The 22,394-nt window shown below is 70.0% G+C and carries 21 protein-coding genes and 1 riboswitch; of the genes, 11 read left to right on the top strand and 10 right to left on the bottom strand.

All coding sequences use genetic code 11. The features are described 5' to 3' along the window. The first annotated feature begins 6 nt into the window (after positions 1-6). Positions 7-1,281, top strand: coding sequence for a hypothetical protein (locus tag SPR02S_RS11975; protein WP_218006576.1), 1,275 nt, complete (start codon positions 7-9; stop codon positions 1,279-1,281). A gap of 106 nt (positions 1,282-1,387) precedes the next feature. Here SPR02S_RS11975 and SPR02S_RS11970 read toward each other — a convergent pair whose 3' ends face one another. The 3 genes from SPR02S_RS11970 to thrC all read right to left on the bottom strand — a co-directional run bounded on the left by SPR02S_RS11970 (position 1,388) and on the right by thrC (position 3,752). Beyond that, positions 1,388-1,594, bottom strand: a complete 207-nt coding sequence (locus SPR02S_RS11970; protein ID WP_019057200.1) for a cold-shock protein — start codon at positions 1,592-1,594, stop codon at positions 1,388-1,390. 457 nt (positions 1,595-2,051) lie between these two features. After that, a complete protein-coding gene (locus SPR02S_RS11965) occupies positions 2,052-2,327 on the bottom strand; it encodes a MoaD/ThiS family protein (protein ID WP_019057199.1) in 276 nt (91 codons plus the stop codon). Positions 2,328-2,447: 120 nt separating this feature from the next. Then, on the bottom strand, positions 2,448-3,752 hold the full coding sequence (gene thrC / locus SPR02S_RS11960; protein ID WP_019057198.1) for a threonine synthase: 1,305 nt from the start codon (positions 3,750-3,752) through the stop codon (positions 2,448-2,450). Between the two features lie 15 nt (positions 3,753-3,767). Further along, positions 3,768-3,925, bottom strand: a riboswitch (SAM riboswitch). A gap of 190 nt (positions 3,926-4,115) precedes the next feature. Between thrC and SPR02S_RS11955 the strand changes: the two genes are divergently transcribed. Together SPR02S_RS11955 and SPR02S_RS11950 are read left to right on the top strand one after the other, a co-directional pair. Beyond that, the gene (locus SPR02S_RS11955) at positions 4,116-5,060 is read left to right on the top strand and encodes a glucosyl-3-phosphoglycerate synthase (RefSeq protein ID WP_019057197.1); all 945 of its coding nucleotides are present in this window, start codon (positions 4,116-4,118) and stop codon (positions 5,058-5,060) included. Between the two features lie 105 nt (positions 5,061-5,165). Next, positions 5,166-6,665, top strand: coding sequence for an alpha,alpha-trehalose-phosphate synthase (UDP-forming) (locus SPR02S_RS11950; RefSeq protein ID WP_078622867.1), 1,500 nt, complete (start codon positions 5,166-5,168; stop codon positions 6,663-6,665). On the opposite strand, the gene otsB is transcribed toward SPR02S_RS11950, so the two are convergent. From otsB to SPR02S_RS11930, 4 genes are all read right to left on the bottom strand, one after another. Beyond that, the gene (gene otsB / locus SPR02S_RS11945) at positions 6,653-7,516 is read right to left on the bottom strand and encodes a trehalose-phosphatase (protein WP_020684169.1); all 864 of its coding nucleotides are present in this window, start codon (positions 7,514-7,516) and stop codon (positions 6,653-6,655) included. The two genes, SPR02S_RS11950 and otsB, sit on opposite strands and share 13 nt — an antisense overlap. Before the next feature lie 73 nt (positions 7,517-7,589). Continuing rightward, positions 7,590-7,844: a DUF3263 domain-containing protein gene (locus SPR02S_RS11940; protein ID WP_019057194.1), complete on the bottom strand. Its 255-nt coding sequence runs from the start codon at positions 7,842-7,844 to the stop codon at positions 7,590-7,592. A 56-nt stretch (positions 7,845-7,900) separates the two neighbouring features. Next, entirely contained in the window at positions 7,901-9,199 is a 1,299-nt protein-coding gene (locus SPR02S_RS11935) for an extracellular solute-binding protein (RefSeq protein WP_019057193.1), read from the bottom strand. A gap of 172 nt (positions 9,200-9,371) precedes the next feature. Beyond that, positions 9,372-10,637 carry an extracellular solute-binding protein gene (locus SPR02S_RS11930; protein ID WP_444545436.1) on the bottom strand — a complete coding sequence of 422 codons (1,266 nt, stop codon included), beginning with the start codon at positions 10,635-10,637 and terminating at the stop codon, positions 9,372-9,374. A gap of 110 nt (positions 10,638-10,747) precedes the next feature. Between SPR02S_RS11930 and SPR02S_RS11925 the strand changes: the two genes are divergently transcribed. From SPR02S_RS11925 to SPR02S_RS11915, 3 genes are all read left to right on the top strand, one after another. Continuing rightward, a complete protein-coding gene (locus SPR02S_RS11925; RefSeq protein WP_019057191.1) occupies positions 10,748-11,692 on the top strand; it encodes an ROK family protein in 945 nt (314 codons plus the stop codon). A gap of 104 nt (positions 11,693-11,796) precedes the next feature. Beyond that, positions 11,797-12,927, top strand: a complete 1,131-nt coding sequence (nagA, locus tag SPR02S_RS11920; RefSeq protein WP_052346968.1) for an N-acetylglucosamine-6-phosphate deacetylase — start codon at positions 11,797-11,799, stop codon at positions 12,925-12,927. 116 nt (positions 12,928-13,043) lie between these two features. Next, a complete protein-coding gene (locus SPR02S_RS11915; RefSeq protein WP_026150442.1) occupies positions 13,044-13,976 on the top strand; it encodes a 1-phosphofructokinase family hexose kinase in 933 nt (310 codons plus the stop codon). Between the two features lies 1 nt (position 13,977). Here the strand turns inward: SPR02S_RS11915 and SPR02S_RS11910 are convergent, their stop codons facing one another. Then, entirely contained in the window at positions 13,978-14,940 is a 963-nt protein-coding gene (locus tag SPR02S_RS11910) for a carbohydrate-binding protein (protein WP_019057188.1), read from the bottom strand. A gap of 153 nt (positions 14,941-15,093) precedes the next feature. Then, positions 15,094-16,752 (bottom strand): diguanylate cyclase CdgB, encoded by a 1,659-nt coding sequence (gene cdgB, locus SPR02S_RS11905; RefSeq protein ID WP_019057187.1) that lies wholly within the window; start codon positions 16,750-16,752, stop codon positions 15,094-15,096. Between the two features lie 317 nt (positions 16,753-17,069). Here cdgB and SPR02S_RS11900 point away from each other — a divergent pair, with 317 nt between their 5' ends. Both SPR02S_RS11900 and SPR02S_RS11895 read left to right on the top strand, forming a co-directional pair. Next, the gene (locus tag SPR02S_RS11900; RefSeq protein ID WP_019057186.1) at positions 17,070-17,642 is read left to right on the top strand and encodes a flavin reductase family protein; all 573 of its coding nucleotides are present in this window, start codon (positions 17,070-17,072) and stop codon (positions 17,640-17,642) included. 48 nt (positions 17,643-17,690) lie between these two features. Continuing rightward, positions 17,691-18,179: a GNAT family N-acetyltransferase gene (locus tag SPR02S_RS11895; protein WP_019057185.1), complete on the top strand. Its 489-nt coding sequence runs from the start codon at positions 17,691-17,693 to the stop codon at positions 18,177-18,179. A 40-nt stretch (positions 18,180-18,219) separates the two neighbouring features. Here the strand turns inward: SPR02S_RS11895 and arfB are convergent, their stop codons facing one another. Next, positions 18,220-18,648, bottom strand: a complete 429-nt coding sequence (gene arfB / locus SPR02S_RS11890) for an alternative ribosome rescue aminoacyl-tRNA hydrolase ArfB (protein ID WP_043258234.1) — start codon at positions 18,646-18,648, stop codon at positions 18,220-18,222. 198 nt (positions 18,649-18,846) lie between these two features. Here arfB and SPR02S_RS11885 point away from each other — a divergent pair, with 198 nt between their 5' ends. From SPR02S_RS11885 to SPR02S_RS58925, 3 genes are all read left to right on the top strand, one after another. Beyond that, positions 18,847-19,422 carry a TerD family protein gene (locus tag SPR02S_RS11885; protein WP_019057183.1) on the top strand — a complete coding sequence of 192 codons (576 nt, stop codon included), beginning with the start codon at positions 18,847-18,849 and terminating at the stop codon, positions 19,420-19,422. A 275-nt stretch (positions 19,423-19,697) separates the two neighbouring features. After that, positions 19,698-20,954 (top strand): DUF1266 domain-containing protein, encoded by a 1,257-nt coding sequence (locus SPR02S_RS11880; RefSeq protein WP_019057182.1) that lies wholly within the window; start codon positions 19,698-19,700, stop codon positions 20,952-20,954. 77 nt (positions 20,955-21,031) lie between these two features. After that, on the top strand, positions 21,032-22,394 hold a 1,363-nt coding region (locus SPR02S_RS58925), incomplete at its 3' end, for a glycosyl hydrolase (protein ID WP_019057181.1).

Below are 22,394 nucleotides of genomic sequence, written 5' to 3'. Positions count from 1 at the left end.
CCGCAGATGAACAACATCCCAGTCGATCCGATGAATGAACCGCCCTCAAGCGTGACGTGCGCCGTGGTCGACGCCTACGGCGCCGGACGCCTGCTGCCCCCGGCACTGCGCCGCTACGGTGTGGACCACGTCCACGTCCGCTCCCCGTTCCCGGACACCAAACTCGCCTACTGCCCCGAGGACTTCACCGTCGAGTTCCAGCACGACGGCGACGTACGCAGGACGGCCGAGCGACTGCGGCAGCACGGTGTCGGCATCGTGGTGGCCGCCGCCGAATCCGGCGTCCTCCTCGCCAACGAGCTCTCGGCCGCGCTCGGCACCCCGGGCAACGGCATGCGCCACCCCGAGGCCCGACGGGACAAGTACGCGATGCACAAGGCGGTGCGCGAGGCGGGTCTCGCCGCAGCCGACAGCATCACCTCGACCTCGGCCGACGAGATCCTGGCCTGGGCGGAAGCTCGCGGTCCGTGGCCCGTCGTGCTCAAGCCACCGTCCAGCGCGGGCACCGACAACGTCATCTTCTGTGACAGCGCGGAAGCGGTCGTCGCCGCGCACCGCAAGATCGCGGCCGGCATCGACCGCTACGGGCGCGGCAACCCCACCGTCCTCGCCCAGCAGTTCCTCGCGGGCGAGGAGCACTACGTCAACACCGTCAGCCGGGACGGCGTGCACCGCGTCATCGAGATCTGGCACTACTACAAGCGCCCGGTACCCGGCGGCCGTTCCATCAACGACTACGAGGACCTGCTCCCGCCCGACGACCCGGGCGGCTCGCGCGTGGCCGCCTACGTCCTCGACGTCCTCGACGCGCTGGAGATCCGCAACGGAGCGGCCCACACGGAAGTCATGCTGACCGATGACGGGCCCGTCCTGGTCGAGTGCGGTGCCCGGATCGGCGGCGGCCAGCTGCCGGACGTGCTCTCCCGCTGCGTCGGCACCAACCAGGTCGAATCCCTGGCCCTGTCCATCGCGCGGCCCGAGGAGTTCCTGCGCCGCGCCCGGGAGCCGTACCGGCTGCACTCACGGCTGCGGTGCGTCAACCTGATCAGCGAGACCGACGGCGTCGTGCCCTCCGGCGCGGGCTGGGACACGGTGCGGTCGCTCGCCTCCTTCGCCGGGCTCGTCATGAACCTTCCCGAGGGCGGCCCGGCCCCGCAGACCGTCGACCTGGCCACCTGCCCCGGCGCCGTCTACCTCGCCTCCGACGACCCGGCCGTCATCGAGGCGGACACACTCCGGCTGCGCGCGCTGGAGCGGTCCGGTCTGTACGCGGGCGGCTGAGACGGAGGACATGCCGAAGGGCCCGTACCCCAGGAGGTGACCCCCCAGGAGTACGAGCCCTTCGGTGAGGAACGAAGAACGTCGCTGCTGTTCGTCGGCGCGTGCTTCAGCTGGTCGCGAGCCGGACCATGTCCGCCTGCGGCCCCTTCTGACCCTGCGAGATCTCGAAATCGACCCGCTGGCCCTCTTCCAGGGTGCGGTAGCCGTCCATTTGAATCGCGCTGTAGTGGACGAAAACATCCGCACCACCGTCGACCGCGATGAAGCCGTACCCCTTCTCCGCGTTGAACCATTTGACGGTGCCCTGAGCCATGCCTAACTCCCCTATTACTGGCCCTTGCACGGACCCGCACTTCGCGGACCCGGGTCAGACCTCACCCCCCACAGGTTTGGGGGCGTGCGCCGGAACGCGTCGACCGCGGCCGAATGTATCCGCCCAACTGCCGTCTGCAACAGGTCAATCCGACGAGAATTCCGGGCAGGACCGGTCGGGAATATACGCAGAATTCGCCCGACTTCAGGGCAAGTCGGGCCAGATAAAGGGAACATAACGCGCAAAATGCCTACACACTTTGGCTACTTCTCATCGCACGCGGAGCCGGTACTCATATGCGTCCGGCATGCGGAGTGGAGCGCGTTCCCCAACTGTACCCCGCTCAACCATACAGAATTGCCCCCTCCGTTTCTCTCACGGAGGGGGCAATTCGATGAACTCTCGGTAATCGGCGTTACCAAGGGTAATTATCAGCCACCGGCGCTGTGCTCGATGGTCAGCCTCCGGCGACGGCCGGAATGATCGACACCCCGGCCCCGTCCGGAGTGGCCGTCTCCAGCCCCTGCTCGAACCGCACGTCGTCATCGTTCACGTACACGTTGACGAACCGCCGCAACTTGCCCTGATCGTCCAGGACGCGAGCAGAGATCCCGGCGTGGTTCTTCTCCAGGTCCGAGATGACCTCGGCGAGGGTGGCACCTTCGGCGGTCACTTCGGCCTTACCGCCGGTGTAGGTGCGGAGAATGGTGGGGATGCGGACGCTAACGCTCATGCTGATGACCTCCGGTCAGGTGTGGCTTTTGTGCTTTTAGGGGCGCGGGGCTGTATCGATTTGTGGCTCCGCCACGGGGCGCGACCAGCCCCCACCGGGCCCGCAGACGAACAACGACGCTTACGAGGCAAGCCCAGCTTCCCTGAACGACTCAAGACTCGGCCGGATAGTCGCGGTCAGCCCGGTCCCGGCAACCGCATCAAGCGTCTTGAGACCGTCACCGGTGTTCAACACGACAGTGGTCAGCGTCGGATCCAGCAACCCGCTCTCGATCAACTTCTTCGCCACACCAACGGTCACCCCACCCGCGGTCTCCGCAAAGATCCCCTCGGTCCGCGCAAGCAACTTGATCGCGTCGACAACCTGCTCGTCATTGACGTCCTCCACCGCCCCACCGGTCCGCCGAGCAATGTCCAGCACGTAAGGACCGTCCGCGGGGTTCCCGATGGCCAGCGACTTGGCGATCGTGTTCGGCTTCTGCGGCCGTACGACGTCATGACCGGCCTTGTACGCGACGGAAACCGGCGAACATCCCTCCGCCTGCGCGCCAAAGATCTTGTACGGCTTGTCCTCGACGAGCCCGAGCTTGATCAGCTCCTGCAGGCCCTTGTCGATCTTCGTGAGCTGCGACCCGGAGGCGATCGGCACGACCAGCTGGTCCGGCAGCCGCCAGCCCAGCTGCTCGCAGATCTCGTACGCGAGGGTCTTGGAGCCCTCCGCGTAGTACGGCCGGAGGTTGACGTTGACGAAGCCCCAGCCCTCGCCCGCCGGGTCGCCGATCAGCTCGGAGCAGAAGCGGTTCACGTCGTCGTAGTTGCCCTCGATGCCGACGAGCTCGCCGCCGTAGATCGCGGCCATGACGACCTTGCCCTGCTCCAGGTCGTGCGGGATGAACACGCAGGAACGGAAGCCGGCCCGCGCGGCGGCGGCGCCGACGGCGCCCGCGAGGTTGCCGGTGGAGGAGCAGGAGAGGGTGGTGAAGTTGAAGGCGCGGGCCGCTTCGATGGCCTGGGCGACGACGCGGTCCTTGAAGGAGTGCGTCGGGTTGCCGGAGTCGTCCTTGACGAACAACTTGCCCGCGTCGACGCCCAGTTCGCGGGCGAGGTTGTCGGCCTGGACGAGCTTGGTCCAGCCGGGGTTGATGTTCGGCTTGTCGGCCACGTCGGCGGGGACGGGCAGCAGGGGCGCGTAACGCCAGATGTTCGCGGGGCCCGCCTCGATGCGCTTGCGGAGCTCTTCGGTGTCGTAGCCCGAGAAGTCGTAGGCGATCTCCAGCGGGCCGAAACACTCCTCGCAGGCGAAGACCGGGCCGAGCGGGACGCGGTGGCCGCACTCGCGGCAGGAGAGCGCGGCGGCGGGGCCGAGGTCTACGGAGTTGGCGATGTTCGCGGAGTTCGTGGTGCTTGCAACTGTCTGCGCAGCCATGGAGGCGAGGCCCTTTCCTCATCTTCCTCATGACGCATTTCGCCATGAGACGGATTTGGCACCTTCCCGAGCCGGGAGCCTCACCACGTCAGCGTGCTAGCTGCGTGCCAAGACCGGCTGGAGGGTTGCCGGGGCTTCAACGGGCCGTATCCCTCTGCCCCTCTGGATGAGCGGTGTTCAGTTGTGTATGCGGTTGTGTCACTTGCGTGAGCGTTGACGACCCCCGACATGCGATGGTCATCAGCGTTGTTCAAGACTGTAACCGAAGGCCAGGACAGTTGAGTGAGCCGTCCGAACCGCGAGATGGATCACACACTCTGTGTGATCACTGATCGCCGAGAGAACGCAGAGGAGCCGCGCAACGTGCTGAAGGAAGTCGAGCACTGGCTGAGCACCCGCTCCTGGTCCATGACCGACCGGCCGCTCCACAAGATCCTGGCCGCGAAGCACCGTACGGGCCAGTCGGTCTCCGTCGTGCTCCCCGCGCTCAACGAGGAAGCGACGGTCGGCGAGATCGTCGCGATCATCCGTCACGACCTCATGCAGCAGGTCCCGCTCGTCGACGAGATCGTCGTCGTCGACTCGGGGTCGACCGACCGCACCTCCGAGGTGGCCGCCGCGGCGGGCGCCCGGGTCGTGCACCGGGACGACATCCTGCCGCGCATCCCCGCCGTGCCCGGCAAGGGCGAGGTGCTGTGGCGCTCGCTACTGGTCACCAGCGGCGACATCGTCTGCTTCATCGACGCGGACCTGAAGGAGTTCTCCTCCGACTTCGTCACCGGGATCGTGGGCCCGCTGCTCACCGACCCCGGCGTCGACCTCGTCAAGGCGATGTACGACCGCCCGCTCGGCGGCGCGGCCGGCCAGGGCGGCCGGGTCACCGAGATGATGGCCCGCCCGCTGCTGAACATGCACTGGCCGCAGCTGGCCGGTTTCGTGCAGCCGCTCGGCGGCGAGTACGCGGCCCGCCGCTCCCTGCTCGAACAACTGCCGTTCCCCGTCGGGTACGGCATCGAGCTGGGCATGCTCGTCGACGCGCTGCACCTGGTGGGCCTGGACGCCCTCGCGCAGGTGGACGTGGGCGTGCGCAAGCACCGGCACCAGGACGGGCAGGCGCTGGGTCGCATGGCCGCGCAGATCTACCGCACGGCTCAGCTGAGGCTGGCCCGCGGGCATCTGATCCGGCCCTCGCTCACCCAGTTCGAGCGGGGTCCGGACGGCTTCGAGCCGCGCACCTACTCCGTGGACACGGAGGAACGCCCGCCGATGGTCGACATCACCGAGTACCAGTCACGCAAGGTCGCATAACCGCACAGTTACAGACGCTCACGGACGGTCGTATACGGACTCATACAGTCCGCCGACGGCCGTCCGTACGTTTGAGCGTTTCCGGGCCGGGCTAGGTTGTGCCGTATGGCTTCTACGTCGTCTCCCTCGCCCGTGTCCGGTGCTGCTCAGGTGCTCGTGGCGTCCAATCGCGGCCCGGTCTCGTACGAGGTGGGCGACGACGGTTCGCTCCGCGCCAAGCGGGGTGGCGGCGGGCTGGTGTCGGGCCTGTCGGCGATCGGCCCGGACGCGGGCGCGCTGTGGGTGTGCTCGGCGCTGTCCGACGGCGACCGCGAGGCGGTACGGCGCGGGGTCGGCGAGGACGGCGTACGGATGCTGGACATTCCGGCGGACGTGCACGCCGACGCGTACAACGGCATCGCCAACTCCGTGCTGTGGTTCGTCCACCACATGCTGTACCAGACCCCGCTGGAGCCGGTCTTCGACGCGGAGTTCCGGCGCCAGTGGGCGTCGTACGAGACGTACAACCGGGCGTTCGCGGAGGCGTTGGCCCAGGAGGCGGCGGAGGGGGCCGCGGTGCTGGTGCAGGACTACCACCTGTGTCTGGTGCCGGGGATGCTGCGCGAGCTGCGGCCGGATCTGCGGATCGGGCACTTCTCGCACACCCCGTGGGCACCGCCGGAGTACTTCGCGATGCTGCCGGACGACATCCAGGTGCGGCTGATGGAAGGCATGCTCGGGGCGGACCGGGTGGCGTTCCTGACCTGGCGGTGGGCGACCGCGTTCGAGAACTGCGTGCAGGGGCTCGACCCTTATCGGTGGCTGCCCCTGTGGCCGTCGGGCGCTCCCCGTGCGGTCGAGCATGTGCGGAAGGATCCGGGCACCGGCCGCGAGCGGATCACCCGCAAGACGCTCATCGGTGTCCACAGCCTCGGTGCCGACGCCGAGTTCCTGCACGCCCGCTCGCACGAGCCGGACGTCGAGGAGCGGATGGCGGCCCTGCGCGAGGAGATCGGCGCGGGCCGCAAGGCCATCGTCCGGGTGGACCGGACCGAGCTGTCGAAGAACATCGTGCGCGGGCTGCTGGCGTACCGCCAACTCCTCGACGACCACCCGGAGTTGCTGGAACAGGTCGTGCACGTGGCCTTCGCCTACCCCTCCCGGCAGGATCTCGCCGTGTACCGGGACTACACCGCCGAGGTGCAGCGGGTCGCGGACGAGATCAACTCGCAGTACGGGACGCCCGGTTGGACCCCGGTGGTGCTGCACGTCAAGGACGACTTCGCGCGCTCGCTGGCCGCGTACCGGCTCGCCGACGTGGCCCTGGTCAACCCGATCCGGGACGGCATGAACCTCGTCGCCAAGGAGGTGCCCGTCGTCTCCGACGAGGGGTGCGCGCTGGTGCTGTCCCGGGAGGCGGGGGCGTTCCAGGAACTGGGCAAGGACGCGATCGCCGTCAACCCGTACGACGTGATCGGCACGGCCACCGCGCTCCACGAGGCGTTGACCATGCCGACCGAGGAACGAGCCGAACGCACAAAGCGGTTGGCCGCCGCGGCCACGGCCCTCCCCCCGGCCCAGTGGTTCCTGGAACAGCTGAACGCGCTGCGGGATCAGGCGAGTTGAGCCGCGAGCGCCGACAGCAGGTCCACGACCCCTGCCGGGCCGTCCACCACCAGGTCGGCGCGCTCCCGTAGTTCGGTCACCTCGCTGCTGCCGCTGCACACCAGCAAGCCCGGAACGCCGTCGGAGCGGAGCTTCTCCACCGCGGCGAAGGCAGGGAGGTCGCCGAGGTCGTCGCCGGCGTAGAGGACGGACTCGGCGCCGGTCTCGCGGAGGTAGTCGAGGAGGGCCACGCCCTTGTCCATGCCGGGTGGCCTCAACTCCAGGACCATGCGGCCCGGTTCGACGATCAGGCCGTGGCGGGTGGCCAGGTCGGTGAGGGGGGCGCGGAGGGCTTCGAAGGCCGCCTGGGGGTCGGTCGCCCGGCGGGTGTGGACCGCCAGCGCGCGGCCCTTCTCTTCGATCCACGTGCCCTGCCAGGCGCCGATCCCGTCCAGGAAGCCCGGGAGTTCGGCGCGGACCGCCGCGACCCCGGGGTGCGGCGCGGGGGCGCTCACCGTGCTGCTCACCGCGTCCCAGCGTTCCGTGCCGTAGTGGCCCAGGACGACGAGGTGTCGCAGGCCCGGGACGCCCGCGAAGCCGCCGTTGCGGACCGCCACTCCGGCCGGGCGGCCGGTGATCACGGCCACGGACGCCACCTTCGGGGCGAGCGCGGCCAGCGCCGGTACCGCGCCCGGGTGGGCGCGGGCCTGCTCGGGGTCCGGCACGATCGGGGCGAGCGTGCCGTCGAAGTCGAGGCCGATCACCGCGGTGGCGGGGTGCGCGAGGATCGCCTCCAGGCCCTCGCGCCCGGCGCGGGTCACCGGGGTCGGCAGTGCGTGCGGGGAATCGGTGGAGTCCTTAGGGCTGCCCATACGGCGACCCTATCCGCGCGGGGCCCGGCTCACTCGTCGCCCGACGCCGCGCGGCCAAGACCCACACCTGCCCTCACCGCTCCGAGCGCCGCGTCTCCCGCACCCGTCTCAGCCTGTTCACCGTCACCGGGTCGTGGGCCAGCGCCCGCTCGTCGTCCAGCAGGGCGTTGAGCAGCTGGTAGTAGCGCACGGGGGCCAGGCCGAGCTCCTCGCGGATCGCGCGCTCCTTCACACCGGGGCCCGGGAAGCCGCGGCGCTCCAGCGCGAGGATGTCCTGTTCCCTCCGGTTGAGCGCGGGAAGCCGTGGCGGCGGCCGGTCCTTGTCCATGCCTGCACCGTAGCTCCCGCCGCTGACAACGCCCGCCCCACCGCCCACCCGCCTGCCTACCCGCTCGCCTTCTCCGCCGCGGCCGCCTGCCGCTGGAGTGCTCCCAGGACGCTCGGCGGGCTGCCGTCGGGGGCCACCGCGGTGCCGATCTTCCGCTGGATCTCCGTACTGACCGACGTCCAGGACGCCTTGCCGATCGGATAGAGCCGGGCGCCGGCGAGGGCGTCGAGGCCCTGCCAGAGGCCGCTGTAGGTGCTGTCGGCGCGCATGGCGTCGGAGGCGGAGGCGGTGACGGGAAGCAGCTGGTAGGTGCCGGCGAGATCGATGACGTACTTGTCCTGGTAGAGGAAGTCGAGGTAGGTACCGATCTCCTCGGCGTGCCCGCGGTGCTTGAACGCGGTGATCCAGTCGGTGGTGCCGACCGTCGGCGTGGTCCGTCCCACCGTACGGCCGGGCATGGGGACGGCCTCGTAGTCGACCGGGTCGACCGAGCGGGCGATCTGCCGGGTCAGCGTGCCCGGTGCGCTGACCATGCCCGCTTCGCCGTCCACGAAGGCCTGCAGCGCGGCCTTGCGGTTGAGCTTTGCCGGGGCGACCGGGCCGGTCAGGCCCGCGCCGACGAGGTCGTCGCGCAGCCAGGTGAAGGTGGAGACGTTGCGGGCGGAGTCGAGGGCGTAGGCGCCGCTGTCGGCGGTGTAGCCGCCGCCCCCGCCGAGCAGCCACTGGAGGGTCTCGGCCTGGGCCTCCTCGGGGCCCAGCGGCAGGGCGTACGGGTACTTCACGCCCTGTTCGTCGAGGACGCCGGCGTCCTCGCGGAGTTCCTGCCAGGTGGTGGGCGGTTCGAGGCCGGCCGCCTTGAACAGCTTCTTGTTGCAGTACAGGAGCCGCGTGGAGGCCAGGAACGGCAGTCCGTACTGGGCGTTGTCGACCGTGCCCGCGTCGGTCAGGTTGGGCAGGAAGTTCGCCTCGGTCCGGATCGAGAGCAGGTCGGAGGCCGGGTAGAGGAGGCCGGCCGTCGCGTAGTCGGCGTAGGAGTCGATCTGCGCGAGGTCCGGCGGCTGCCCGGCCTTGACCAGCTTGGCGACCTGGGTCGCCGCCTCCCCGGGCTCGTACACCTTGACGTCGATGCTGATGCCGGGGTGCGTCGCCTCGAATGCGGTGTCGACGGCGTTCCAGTACGACTCGGAGTTCTTGACCTCCTCCTCGCCGTAGTTGGTCGCCACGACGGTGAGGGTGACGCCGTCCGATTCGCTCGCGGCGTCCGTGCCGCAGCCGGCGAGTGCGACGGTCACGGTCGCCGTCAGCAGGGCGGCGGCAGCCCGCGCGATACGTCTGTTCCGGTCGGTTCGTCGCACGGCAGACCGCCCTCCGGGAAACCCTCGCGCCACCTCGCGTGGACGCGCGTAGAGCCTCCCGCGGCCGAGAGTACTCCTCTGTGCCCGTGGGGTTTCCGCCGTGCAACATTTCACCGGACGGGGCCTCAATTCCCTTTTCCGAGGCCCCTGTTCGACCCTTTGACGCCCGCCGCTACTTCCCGCTCTCCGCCAACGTCGCCGCCGCCTGCAACTGCCCCAGCACCGCCGCGGGGTTGCCGTTCGCGGCCACCGCCCGCCCTATCCCCTTCTTGATGTCCGCGCTGACCGCGGCCCAGGAGGTGTTGCCGACCGGGTAGAGCGTGGACAGCGGGAGTTCCTCCAGGAAGGGCCGCAGGTCCTTGTCCTGCGTCGACGCCTGCATCGCCTCGGACGCGGAGTTGGTCACGGGCAGGAGGTCGTACTCGCGGGAGAAGGCGAGGACGTTCTGCTCGCTGTAGACGTAGTCGAGGAAGTCGCCGATCTGCTCGCGGTGGCCGTTCTGCTTGAACGCGGTCATCCAGTCGGCGACGCCCATCGTGGTCTTGGCCTTGCCGTTACGGCCGGGCATCGCGACCGTGCCGAACTTGACGCCCTTCTTGGCGGCCTGCTGGATGAGGGTCGGGTGCCCGTTGAGCATGCCGACGTCACCGTCGGCGAAGGCGGCGAACGCGTCCGCGCGGTTCAGCTCGGCCGGTGCGACGGGCCCGGTCAGGCCCTTGGCGACGAGGTTGTCGCGCAGCCAGGTGAAGGTGGAGACGTTCTCGGTGGAGTCGAGGGTGTACGTGCCGATGTCGTCGGTGTAGCCACCGCCCCCGCCGAGCAGCCACTGCATGGTCTCCGCCTGCGCCTCCTCCGAGCCGAGCGGCAGCGCGAACGGGTACTTCACGCCCTTCGCCTTCAACGCCTCCGCGTCGGCGGCCAGCTCGCTCCAGTCCTTCGGCGGGGTGATGCCTGCCTCGGTGAAGAGGGTCTTGTTGTAGAAGAGGACGCGCGTAGACGCGGCGAACGGCAGGCCGTATTTGTTGTGCTTCACCTCCCCCGCGTCGGCGAGCGGCTCCAGGAAGTCGGCCTCGACGGGGATGGAGAGCAGGTCGGCGGTGGAGTACAGCTTGCCCGCCGCCGCGTAGTCCGCGTACGCGCCGATCTGCGCCATGTCGGGCGCCTTGCCGGCGGCGACCAGCTCCTTGACCTTGCGGTCGACGTCGTTCCAGGAGTAGACGCTGACCTCGACCTTGACGTTCGTGTGCTTCGCCTCGTACGCCTTGACGAGCTTGTCCCAGTATTTCTGCGAACTGTTCGACGCGGAGTCGCCGTAGTCGGCGGCGACCAGTCTCAGGGTGACCTCACCGGAGCCCCCGCCGAGGCCACAGCCACCGAGGACCGCCGTCATGCCCAGTACGGACGTCGCCGCGATCATTCCTGTCCTACGCCGCTGCACTGCCGAATCCCCAACCTTTGCTGTAGTGACGTTCGCTCTGCGAACCCATAAGGTCTACACCACGTGAGTGGACTAGACCTCTCGCGGGTGTACGGGCCACACTGTCCCCCGTGAGACATGTCATCGCCCTCGACGTGGGCGGCACCGGGATGAAGGCCGCCCTCGTGGGGGCGGAGGGCGAGCTGCTCCACCGGGCCCGCCGGGCGACCGGCCGTGAGCGCGGTCCGGACGCGGTCGTCGAGCACATCCTCGACTTCGCCGCCGAGCTGCGCGCGTACGGCGAGGAGCACCACGGCGAGCCCGCGGCGGCGGCCGGCGTCGCCGTCCCCGGCATCGTCGACGCCGAGCGGGGCATCGCCGCGTACTCGGCCAACCTCGGCTGGCGCGACGTACCCCTGCGCGACCTGTTGGCCGCGCGCCTCGGGGGCGTCCCGGTCGCCCTGGGCCACGACGTGCGCACCGGCGGCCTCGCCGAGGGCCGCATCGGCGCGGGCAAGGGCGCCGACCGCTTCCTCTTCGTCCCGCTCGGCACCGGCATAGCGGGCGCCATCGGCATCGACGGCCGGGTGGAGGCGGGCGCGCACGGCTTCGCCGGCGAGATCGGCCACATCGTCGTACGCCCCGGCGGCACCCCCTGCCCCTGCGGCCAGACCGGCTGCCTGGAGCGCTACGCGTCCGCGGCGGCGGTGACCGAGGCGTGGGCGACCGTCTCCGGGGACAGGGAGGCAGACGCGGCGGACTGCGCGAAGGCGGTCACCTCCGGGGACCCGCGCGCGGAGAAGGTCTGGCAGGAAGCCGTAGACGCCCTCGCCGACGGCCTCGTCACCGCCCTCACCCTCCTGGACCCCCGCACGATCATCATCGGTGGCGGCCTGGCGGAAGCGGGGCAAACGTTGTTCACACCGCTACGGGAGGCGGTCCGATCCCGGATCACTTTCCAGAAGCTGCCGACGATCGTCCCCGCGGCTCTGGGGGACACGGCTGGATGCCTAGGTGCAGGCCTACTGGCCTGGGACCTCCTCAACTCAACCGACCGCACGGAGGTAGCACGCTGATGGCAGCCGACCCAGGGGCGCGGGACAGCGTCGATATGCGGCTCCGCCGCGGGGCGCGACCAGCCACACGCGACCCGCAGCCCGCAACCGGCACAAGGCCCCTCATCCTGTCCGGCGCCACAGTGGTCCTCCCCACAGGAACCGTCCAAGACGGCCGAGTGATCATCGACGGCACCCGCATCACCGGCGCCGCCCCGGAGAACGCCCAGGTACTCGACCTCACCGGCCACTGGCTGGTACCGGGATTCGTAGACATCCACAACCACGGCGGCGGCGGAGCCTCCTTCACCTCCGGCACCCCCGAAGACGTCCTCAACGGCATCCACACCCACCGCCTCCACGGCACCACCACCCTGGTCGCCTCCACCGTCACCGGCGACATGGACTTCCTGGCCCAACGCGCCGGTCTCCTCTCCGAGTTGGCCGAACAGGGCGACCTCGCCGGCATCCACTTCGAGGGCCCGTTCATCTCCCCGTGCCGCAAGGGCGCCCACTCCGAGGCCCTGCTCCGCGACCCCGACCCCGCGGACGTCCGCAAGCTGGTCGACGCGGCCCGCGGCACGGCCAAGATGGTCACCCTCGCGACCGAACTCCCCGGCGGCCTCGACTCCGTACGCCTGCTCGTCGAACACGGCGTCATCGCGGCGATCGGGCACACCGACGCGTCGTACGAGCAGACGGTCGAGGCGATCGACGCGGGCGCGACGGTCGCCACGCACCTGTTCAACGCGATGCCGCCGCTCGGTCACCGTGACCCCGGTCCGATCGCCGCTCTCCTCGAAGACGAGCGCATCACGGTCGAGTTGATCAACGACGGTACCCATCTGCACCCGGCGGCACTGGAGTTGGCGTTCCACCACGCCGGTGCGGAGCGGGTCGCGCTCATCACCGACGCGATGGACGCGGCGGGCTTCGGCGACGGGCGTTACATGCTCGGCCCGCTGGAGGTCGAGGTCAGTGAGGGCGTGGCGCGGCTGGTGGAGGGCGGCTCCATCGCGGGCTCGACCCTCACCCTGGACCGGGCCTTCAAGCGCTCGGTGACGGTCGACCGGCTGCCGGTCGAGGACGTGGTCGCCGCGATCTCCGCCAACCCGGCCCGGCTGCTGGGGAGTTACGACGAGATCGGCTCGCTGGAACCCGGCAAGTACGCGGACCTCGTGCTGCTGGACTCCGCGTTCGACCTCAAGGGCGTGATGCGGCGCGGCACTTGGGTGGTCGAGCCCCAACTGGGGTGAAATGTACTGCTGTTGAGGCGGCGGTTGTCCCGGGACACTGGGAGGACCGTCGCCTTTTTGGCATGATCGAGCCCGAACCGGACGGCGGATGCACACACTTCGGGGGAGGTCGGCCGGTGATCCTCACGGTGACGCTGAACACCGCTCTCGATATCACCTATCGGGTACGGGAGTTGCGACCGCACGGTTCGCACCGCGTCTCCGAGGTGACCGAACGCCCCGGCGGCAAGGGCCTGAACGTGGCCCGCGTCCTGGCCGCCCTCGGCCACGAGGTGACGGTCACCGGCTTCACCGGGGGCGCGACGGGACGCGTGGTCCAGGAGCAACTCACCGACACCCCAGGCGTGTTGGACGCGCTCGTCCCGGTCTCCGGCGCGACCCGCCGCACGATAGCGGTGGTCGACGACCGCACTGGTGACACGACTCAACTCAACGAGCCCGGCCCGACGGTCACTTCGGCGGAGTGGTCGGCCTTCCAGGAGGCGTACGAGGGGTTGTTGGGCGACGGGGTGTCGGCGGTGGCCCTGTGCGGAAGTCTGCCGCCGGGGGTGCCGGTGGGCGCGTACGCGGGCCTGATCCGCACCGCACGGGCAGCGGGCGTCCCCGTCCTCCTCGACACCAGCGGCGAACCCCTGCGCCGGGGAGTCGCCGCCCGCCCGGACATCGTCAAGCCCAACGCCGACGAACTGGCCGAACTCACCGGCTCCCACGACCCGTTGCGCGCCACCCAGGACGCGCGTCGCCGGGGTGCGCGGGCGGTGGTCGCCTCACTGGGCGCGCGGGGCCTGCTGGCGGCGACCCCGGAGGGCACCTGGCACGCGACGCCTCCGGCCCGGGTGCACGGCAATCCGACCGGCGCGGGCGACTCGGCGGTCGCGGGCCTGCTGTCGGGATGGGTCGAGCGGCTGCCGTGGCCGGACCGGCTGGCGCGGGCGGTCGCGTTGTCGGCGGCGACCGTACTGGCGCCGGTGGCGGGCGAGTTCGACCGCGCGGCGTACGAGGAGCTGGTGGGGCGGGTCGCGGTGACGGGGGACGCCAGCGCGGCCTAGGTCAGGCCTTGACCAGGTACAGCTGGTCGAAGTTGACGTCGCACTGGTTGCCCTGCTCGCAGGAGATCTTGATGGTGTTGGAGCCCTTGTTCAGCTGAACGGACGCCCAGGTCTCCGTCCAGCCCTTCTCGTAGTCGCCCTCGGACGCCTTCGCGAAGTTGCCCAGGTTGAGCGGGCGGGACTGGGCCGTACCGTTGATCGTGAGCGTGGCGGTGGCGGCCTTGCCGGGTACGCCGTAGTTGACGTACAGGCGGTAGTTGCCGGTCTTCGCGAGGCCGCTCATGTTCCAGGTCACGGACGCGCCGACCGCGTTGAACCCCGACACATAGACACCGCCGGCGGCTTCGGCGCCGGAGACGTCGGACGACGTGGTGGCGCCGCCGCCCAGCAGCAGGGCCTTGGCGTCGATCTTCGGCAGTTCCGCCTCGGGGGCGGCGCTGCTGCTGGCCGACGGACTCGACGAGGCGCTCGACGAGGCCGACGGCGTGCTGCCCGCCTGGTCGCCGCTCTTGTCGTCGTTGCCGTTCATCATCGCCACGCTGATGCCGATGACCACCGCGGCGACGACCGCGATCGCGCCGATCAGCAGGCCCTTGGTGTTGGGGCCGCGGCCCCGGCCGTTGCCGCCGCCGTTGTTGTACGACGGGGGCTGCTGGCCGGCGGGCGGGCCGCCGGGGAAGGTCTCCGGGGCCTGGTAGTGCGCGTTCGGCTGGGCGCCGTAGGGCTGCTGCTGCGGGACGGTCTGGCCGTATGGCTGCTGCTGGTACTGGGCGGTGGGGGCCGCGGCGGCCTGCTGGCCGCCGTACTGGCGCTCACCCACCGGGCGCACTCGGTTGACCGAACCCGGGTAGCCGTAGCCACCGCCGGACGGCGGCTGGGCGCCGGCGGCCTGGCCGTCCTCGTACAGGTAGCCGAACGGGTCGTCGTCCTCGGGCGTGCTCGCTCCGTTGTTGCCGGGCGTCATCCCTAGGTACTCCTCAACAGGTGCGGGTGCAGATACGTCAGCTTCAGATGCGTCTTCAGACACGTCGTCGATACGTCTGGAGAACTGCGAGCCTACCCGCTCCGCGTCGTCCAAACGGGTGACTCACACCGCATCAGACCGCTGACCTGGAGATCATCCCGCGCGTCTGTGCTGTTTGGGACGAGATCGTTTCTCGATGTACATCCGTTCGTCAGCGGACTTCAAGACCTCGTCCGCCGTCATCCCGCAGTGGGCCCATCCGATACCGAAACTGGCGCCGACCCGCATGGCCCGGCCGTCGACCCGGATGGGCTGGATGATCTCGTTCCGCAGGCGTACGGCGAGGTCGGCGGCGTCGGCCTTGCCGAGTCCGTCGGCCAGGACGACGAACTCGTCGCCGCCGAGCCGGGCCACCGTGTCGCCGTCGCGCACCGCCCGGCCGAGCCGCCGGGCGACCTCGATGAGCACGGCGTCACCCGCGTTGTGCCCGAACCGGTCGTTGATCGACTTGAAGCCGTCGAGGTCGCAGAAGAGGACCGCGAGCCCCTTGGTGCCGTCGTCGCGCTCACCCTCGGGGGCGATGGTGTGGACGTGGCGGTCGTAGGCGTCGAGGAGGTCGGCGCCGGGGCGGAAGTCGAAGCCGTGGCCGTTCGCGTCGTAGGCGGCGTGTCCGTACGCGGCGTCGATGGACTCGATCTCGCCGGGGTGGCCGGTCTGCGGGCGCTGGCAGAGGCGGGCGGAGAGGCGGGTGCGCAGCTCCGCCGAGTTCGGCAGGCCGGTGAGCGCGTCGTGCGCGGCGCGGTGGGCGAGCTGGAGCTCGCGGCGTTTGCGGTCCTCTATGTCCTCGACGTGGGAGAGGAGGAAGCGCGGTCCGTCGGCGGCGTCCGCGACGACGGAGTTGCGGAGCGAGACCCAGACGTACGTGCCGTCCCGGCGGCCCAGGCGGAGCTCCGCGCGTCCGCCCTCCGCAGACGTTCTGAGCAGGGTGCCTATGTCCTCGGGGTGGACGAGGTCCGAGAAGGAGTAGCGGCGCATCGCGGACGCGGGGCGGCCCAGCAGGCGGCACAGGGCGTCGTTGCTGCGCAGTATTCGGCCGTGTTGGTCGCCGCCCATCTCGGCTATCGCCATGCCGGAGGGCGCGTACTCGAAGGCCTGCCGGAAGCTCTCCTCGCTTGCGCGCAGGGCCTGTTGCTCCCGCTCCAGCCTGACAAGTGCGCGCTGCATATTCGCACGTAGACGCGCGTTGCTGATCGCTATGGCCGCCTGGAACGCGTACATCTGGAGCGCCTCGCGCCCCCACGCGCCCGGCCGCCGCCCGTTGCGCGGGCGGTCCACGGACAGGACGCCGATCAGCTCGCCGCACGAGCCGCCGGAGACGCCGGGGGTGTACATGGGCGCGAAGAGCCGGTCGGACGGGTGCCACTCGTCCTCGAAGCGGGGTGCGGGGCCGTCGGTGTACCACTGCGGTACGTCGTCCTCGTCGAGGACCCAGCCCTCGGTGTGCGGGATGAACCGCAGGTCGCCCCAGGACTCGCCCATGCCGAGGCGGCGCTCCCAGGAGGTGCGTGAGCCGACGCGGCCGGTGATGAGCGACTCGGCGGCGGAGTTGCCCGCGAAGGCGGCGACCACGAGGTCGCCGTCGGGGCGGACGAGGTTGACGCACGCCAGCTCGTACCCGAGACCGTTGACGACGCCGTCGGCGACGGTCTGCAGGGTGTCCGCCAGGCTGCGGGCGGTGTTCATGTCCGCCATGACCGTGTGCAGTTGTCGCAGGGTCGCAAGACGGACGTAGGGTTCCGACTCGGTCTCCATACTCACCCTCCCCCCGAGACCTCGCAGCGAATCAAGGGTCATCTTCCCCGCCACTGAATCACAGCGCGCTGCCCACTCGGTACACAGGGTCAACAATTACTACCCCTTGTGACTCAAGTCACAGCAGAAGATGAACAATTGAGTGGAGTTTCTGCTTTTTCCCTGTGCGTTTCCTGAACGCAAACCATGCGGGTGTGTGGACATGATGCACGACGATGTTCCGTCGCGTAGGCCGTTGGTCCTAGGACCGGTCCTAGGGCCCGGATGGGCCGCAGGTCCGATGTGGTGCGCGGACACACGAGGCTAGCGTTTCGAACGTGCTGAACACCGCCGCGATCATCAAGGCCGCTCCCTCCGGGCATGCTGTGGGGGTGAGCAACGACGAGTTCCGCGCCGCCCTCTCCCGGCTGGCCGCGGGCGTGGTCCTGGTGACCGCGCACGAGGAGCCGTACGACCCGGACGACCCGCAGGCCCCGGTCGGCGAGGACGTGGGCATGACGGCGACCGCCTTCATGTCGGTCTCCCTGGACCCGCCCCTGGTCCTGGTCAGCCTCCGCAACGGCTCCCGCATGGACGACCTCCTCGACGAACAGCCCCTGTGGGCCGTCTCCGTCCTCTCCGAGAGCCAGCGCCACATCGCCGGCCGCTTCGCCATGAAGGGCCGCATCAGCGACCGTCTCCTCTTCGACGACATTCCCTACGTCCACGGGGAGGCGTCCGGGGCGCCCTTGGTCCGCGGCGCCCTCGCCACGCTCGAATGCCGGACGGAACAGCGGATCGTGGCCGGGGACCACACCCTCGTCATCGGGCGGGTGCTGACGGCGGAGGTGGGCAGCGCGGAGGGCGGCCCGCTGTCCTATTTCCGGGGCAGGTACCGGCAGTTGGGGTGAGCGTGAATTCGGTCGCTCACCGGTGATCCGCCCGCCTACCGTGCACGCATGACGCCGACGACCACCACCGCCGCAGCTCCCGGGCCGCGCCTCGAAGAGATCACCCCGCTCAACATCGATGCCGCCCTGGGCATAAGGGTCCGCCCCGACCAGGAGTTCGCGGTCTCCCCCGTCGTGAAGTCCCTCGCCGAGGCCTACGTCCATCAGGGCACCGCCTGGCCCCGCCTGATCATCGACGAGGACCGGCCCGTCGGCTTCGTGATGGCCTTCTTCGACATCGACTGGAACCTGGACGGCTCCGTCATCCGTTCCGGTCTGTGGCGGCTGAACATCGCGGCGGACCAACAGGGGCGCGGCTACGGCCGGTTCGCGGTCGAGTCGGTCGCCGCGGAGATCCGCCGCCGGGGCGGCAAGGAGCTGTACGTGACGTGGCACGAGGGTCCGCTCGGCCCGGCGAAGTTCTACCTGGGGCTGGGGTTCCGGCCCAACGGAGAGCTGAGCGGGGGAGAGACGGTGGGGGTGCTGGAGCTGGCGTAGCGGCGCGGTCGGACGAGGTCTGCGACCAGCAAGGCGGGCTTTACCCCCAGTCCCGCCCGGTCCGCCCCCGCTTCGTGTCGGAGCGCTGCTTCTTCTCCCGCAACCGGCGTTCGTTGATACCGCGCGGAATGCGGGTCGCCCGGCGCGGCTTCGGCGGCGGTGCGGTGGCCTCGGCGAGGAGTGCCGTGAGGCGTACGGCGGCGGTCTCGCGGTTGCGCCACTGGGAGCGGTGCTCGGAGGACCGTACGGTGACGACGCCGTCGACGAGTCGCGAGGCGAGCCGCTCCAGCGCGCGCTGCTTCCACACGTCGGGCAGGGCCTCGGTCTTCGCGAGGTCGAAGCGCAGCTCCACCTGGGAGTCACTGGTGTTGACGTGCTGCCCGCCCGGCCCTGACGACCGCGAGAAACGCCACATGAGCTCGGCCTCGGGCAGGGAGACGGAGCCGCGGATGAGATAAGGACCGGACATGCCCCCATGGTCGCGCAGCTGTCCGGTCCACGTCACGCGAAATACGCGTGGCGGCCGGTTCTCCGTCGGGCCGCCGCCCCGGGTAAAGAAAGTAAAGTCGCCTGGAACCTTCGGTACCCCTCTTGGCGTTCATAGAGGTACCGGTAGCTTCGTCCTCAGTACGAAGCCCGCACCGCAACGAGGGAAGGACTCCCAACAATGGCTGTAAGCCTGTCCAAGGGTGGCAACGTCTCGCTCACCAAGGAGGCCCCGGGCCTGACGGCCGTCACCGTAGGCCTCGGCTGGGACGTCCGCACCACCACCGGCACGGACTTCGACCTCGACGCCTCGGCGATCGCGGTCAACCCCGAGGGCAAGGTCTACTCGGACGGTCACTTCATCTTCTTCAACAACAAGTCGACCCCGGACCAGACGATCGTCCACACCGGCGACAACCGCACGGGCGAGGGCGCGGGCGACGACGAGGCGATCAACGTCAACCTGGCCGGCCTCCCGGCCGACGTCGAGAAGATCGTCTTCCCGGTCTCGATCTACGACGCGGAGACCCGCTCGCAGAACTTCGGCCAGGTGCGCAACGCGTACATCCGCATCGTGAACCAGGCCGGCGGCGCCGAAATCGCCCGCTACGACCTCTCCGAGGACGCGGCGACGGAGACGGCGATGGTCTTCGGCGAGCTGTACCGCAACGGCGCGGAGTGGAAGTTCCGCGCGGTGGGCCAGGGTTACGCCTCGGGCCTGGTCGGCATCGCCCAGGACTTCGGCGTGAACGTCTGACGTTCGCCGCGTTCGTAGTCGCGTTCGTAGTGCCGTGTGTGAGGCCCCTGGCTGCGGTTGTGGCCGGGGGCTTCGGCATGTGCGGGAACGGGAGCCGGATGACCGGGAGTTGGGGAACGCGACGCGGCGGACCGGGAGTTGAGGGTGCACGGCGCGGGGGCCGCACAGGGGTGTCTCAGCCGCGTATGGCAATGTGCCGGGATCAACAGTGGTTGGCCTGGCCGACCGGCCCGATCGGCCTGCCCCTGGAAGGACATGGAAGGACAGCGAGCCCTATGTCGTTCGGACCGTCCCCCGCCGGTTTCGGGCCTCCTCGACCGCCCGCCTGGACCCCGCCGACCGAGACGGAACGCGCGCTGGCCGAGGCGAGGGCGCGCGGCGACTGGCCCGCGTACTACGACGCACTGGCCCGGGTCCGCCTCTACTACGTGATGTCGCGCGAGTCCTACGACGCCCAACCGGACCGTACCCACCGAACGTTCGCCCGCGACCCCCGCACCGGCGCGGAACGCTGGGAACTCTTCACGGACGGCATGCTGCCCGCGCCCCGCCCCGACCTGGTCTACTCGCGCGCGTCGCTGCGCTGGATCGCCGAAGCCTGGAACCCGCGCTGCCCGCCGACCATAGTCATCAACCCCGGCACCCCCTGCGAACTCCCCCTCCCCTACGGCCCCCCGGGCACGACGGACTGGTCACGCACTGCGGAACGCATCGGCGCCGCCCCCTCCACGGCCATGCGCCTGCGCGCACTCCACGTCGGCGGCGCGCTGCACGGCCCCGTGGCCCACGGCCTGGCCTGCGGAGCCCTCCTCTGCGTCAGCAACGGCTCCCTCTGGAACGCACTGGCCTGGCACGGCAGCGGCTACGACGGTGAGCGCCGGCGACTGCGCGAGTGGTGGGGCATCACCAACCGCGCCGAGTGGCAGCACCACCTGCGCAACCTGCTCGCCTGCGAAGCGTCCAGCTCCGTATGGGAGTTCGCGCTGAGCCTGCGCCGTACGATCGCCCGCGACTTCGGCGGCCACGTGGACACGGGGTACTGGCGCCAGGCGGTGGCCACCGTCATCCGAGCCAGCTCGGAGGGCTCCACGGTGATCACGGAGGACGGCGTGACGAAGACGGACCCGCGCCCGGCGTCGGAGACCGAGGCCCGGGTGGAAGGCGTACAACGCCTGATCGGCCGCATCACCCGCTACGAGGCCCGTATGCGCGCCGACGGCATCCTCGCCGAGAACCGTTACGTCACCTCGGTGGAGGCCTGGGACCTGGGCCGCGCCTCGAAGATGGCCCGCTGGGGCCTGGGCGCCCGCTTCGCCACCCTCCCGGAGACGGAGTCGGCGGTGATCCGGGCGGGCCGGGCCGCCGCCCTCGCGTACCGCTCCTGGGCCGACTTCTCCACCGGCTACATCCTCGGCCGCTGCCTGCACTTCGACGAGGAGGAGTTCGGGGACTGGTACCAGGACATGGTCGCGGCGCACCGGATCCTCATGTCGGAGGCGGGGAGTCCTTGGCTGAACATCCCTTTCCGGTAGGTGGGTTCCGGCAGGCGGGTTCCGGCAGGCGGGACCATAACCTGGCGAAGATCCTTTCCCTGCCTGGAGGTTGAGCCTTGCGAAGACGTACGTTCGTCACCGCCCTCGGCGCCACCGTCGCCGCGTCCGTCGTACCGGGAGTGGCACGGGCGGCCACACCGCTCATAGCGTCCACGCTGACGGGCCGGGACCCGTCGGCGTCGGCGAACGCGCAGAAGGTCTACAGCCACCTGGTGTCACTGGAGAACGCGGCGCGCTCCGGCACCCACCCGATGACGATCATCGGCCAGCACGTCGAGACCCAGCAGGAGCTGTACAACGCGAGCTACGGGGACACGGGCGGCACGACGTTCTCCGGCTACTACTACAAGAAGGCCGCGGACATCACGGGCAAGCTGTCCGGCTTCGTCGAGATCGACCTCGGCCCCGGCTACGGCGCGACCGGCTGGGGGACGTACGGGGACCGGTCCTACAACCGCCCGCTGGCGCTGCCGACGGGGGTGCGTTCGTGGCAGTACACGGACGACGCCGTAGACCTGGCCTTCGGTGTGTGGAAGGGCCTGCCGCGCGCGGCGGACGGCTCGTACAACCCGGACGGCACGATGGTCCGGCTCGACGGTACGACGGCGACCCTCGCCAACGGCGGCGCGGCCTCCGGCATCGTGGGCATGAGCTTCCACCAGCCCTACCCCGGTTCCGCGGTGAAGTCCTGGAGCCGGGTCCTCACCCAGGTCGCGGGGCAGCACCCGGGCGGCGAAGCGTCCTACCCCCTGGCGACACTCACCACCGACCAGGCGTGGTTCGACCGCGTCCTCGACTGGGAGTCGGACACCGACGAGTACCGGGCGCTCCTGGCGGACCTGGCCTTCCTGGCGGCCACGCTCTCGTACTTCGCCGCGTGGGACGTCCCCGTGCTCCTGCGGCCGTACCACGAGATGAACGGCGACTGGTTCTGGTGGGGCGGGAAGACTCCGGCCTCCTACAAGAAGCTGTGGCGGATCACGTACGACTACCTCGTGAAGACGAAGGGCCTGCACAACCTGATCTTCGTCTGGTCACCCGGCGCGTGGGACCCGCAGGGGACCGATGTCCCTTGGGACTTCTACCCCGGGTCCGACCTCGTCGACGTCGTCGGCGTCGACGACTACAGCCCGTCCGCCTCGGACCTCACGCACGTGTACTACACCGGGCTGGTCGACTACGCGAAGCCGCGGATGCTCGCCGAGTCGTACAACGTGCCGATCACGGCGGCGGGTTCGAACGCGCTGACCCGCAGCCCGTGGGTGATCTGGAGCACCTGGGGCTCCGGCCTGACCAAGACGGCCATCAACTCGAACGCGGACGTGAAGGCGACGTACTACGCCACGGACCAGGTGTACACGGGCGGTTCGGGCACGGGGTTCGGGCAGAACTTCGCTTGGGGGTCGCTGCACGCCCACT

It is taken from the genome of Streptomyces prunicolor NBRC 13075 (assembly GCF_000367365.1).
Classification (GTDB): domain Bacteria; phylum Actinomycetota; class Actinomycetes; order Streptomycetales; family Streptomycetaceae; genus Streptomyces; species Streptomyces prunicolor.
This window is presented reverse-complemented; position numbering and strand designations above follow the sequence as displayed.

Bases quoted from the DNA above. Each gene is read 5' to 3' on its own strand.
- SPR02S_RS11975 (WP_218006576.1), top strand. From the start codon at position 7: ATGAACAACATCCCAGTCGATCCGATGAATGAACCGCCCTCAAGCGTG.
- SPR02S_RS11970 (WP_019057200.1), bottom strand. From the start codon at position 1,594: ATGGCTCAGGGCACCGTCAAATGGTTCAACGCGGAGAAGGGGTACGGC.
- SPR02S_RS11965 (WP_019057199.1), bottom strand. From the start codon at position 2,327: ATGAGCGTTAGCGTCCGCATCCCCACCATTCTCCGCACCTACACCGGC.
- thrC (WP_019057198.1), bottom strand. From the start codon at position 3,752: ATGGCTGCGCAGACAGTTGCAAGCACCACGAACTCCGCGAACATCGCC.
- SPR02S_RS11950 (WP_078622867.1), top strand. From the start codon at position 5,166: ATGGCTTCTACGTCGTCTCCCTCGCCCGTGTCCGGTGCTGCTCAGGTG.
- otsB (WP_020684169.1), bottom strand. From the start codon at position 7,516: ATGGGCAGCCCTAAGGACTCCACCGATTCCCCGCACGCACTGCCGACC.
- SPR02S_RS11940 (WP_019057194.1), bottom strand. From the start codon at position 7,844: ATGGACAAGGACCGGCCGCCGCCACGGCTTCCCGCGCTCAACCGGAGG.
- SPR02S_RS11910 (WP_019057188.1), bottom strand. From the start codon at position 14,940: ATGACGCCCGGCAACAACGGAGCGAGCACGCCCGAGGACGACGACCCG.
- cdgB (WP_019057187.1), bottom strand. From the start codon at position 16,752: ATGGAGACCGAGTCGGAACCCTACGTCCGTCTTGCGACCCTGCGACAA.
- SPR02S_RS11895 (WP_019057185.1), top strand. From the start codon at position 17,691: ATGACGCCGACGACCACCACCGCCGCAGCTCCCGGGCCGCGCCTCGAA.
- arfB (WP_043258234.1), bottom strand. From the start codon at position 18,648: ATGTCCGGTCCTTATCTCATCCGCGGCTCCGTCTCCCTGCCCGAGGCC.
- SPR02S_RS11885 (WP_019057183.1), top strand. From the start codon at position 18,847: ATGGCTGTAAGCCTGTCCAAGGGTGGCAACGTCTCGCTCACCAAGGAG.
- SPR02S_RS11880 (WP_019057182.1), top strand. From the start codon at position 19,698: ATGTCGTTCGGACCGTCCCCCGCCGGTTTCGGGCCTCCTCGACCGCCC.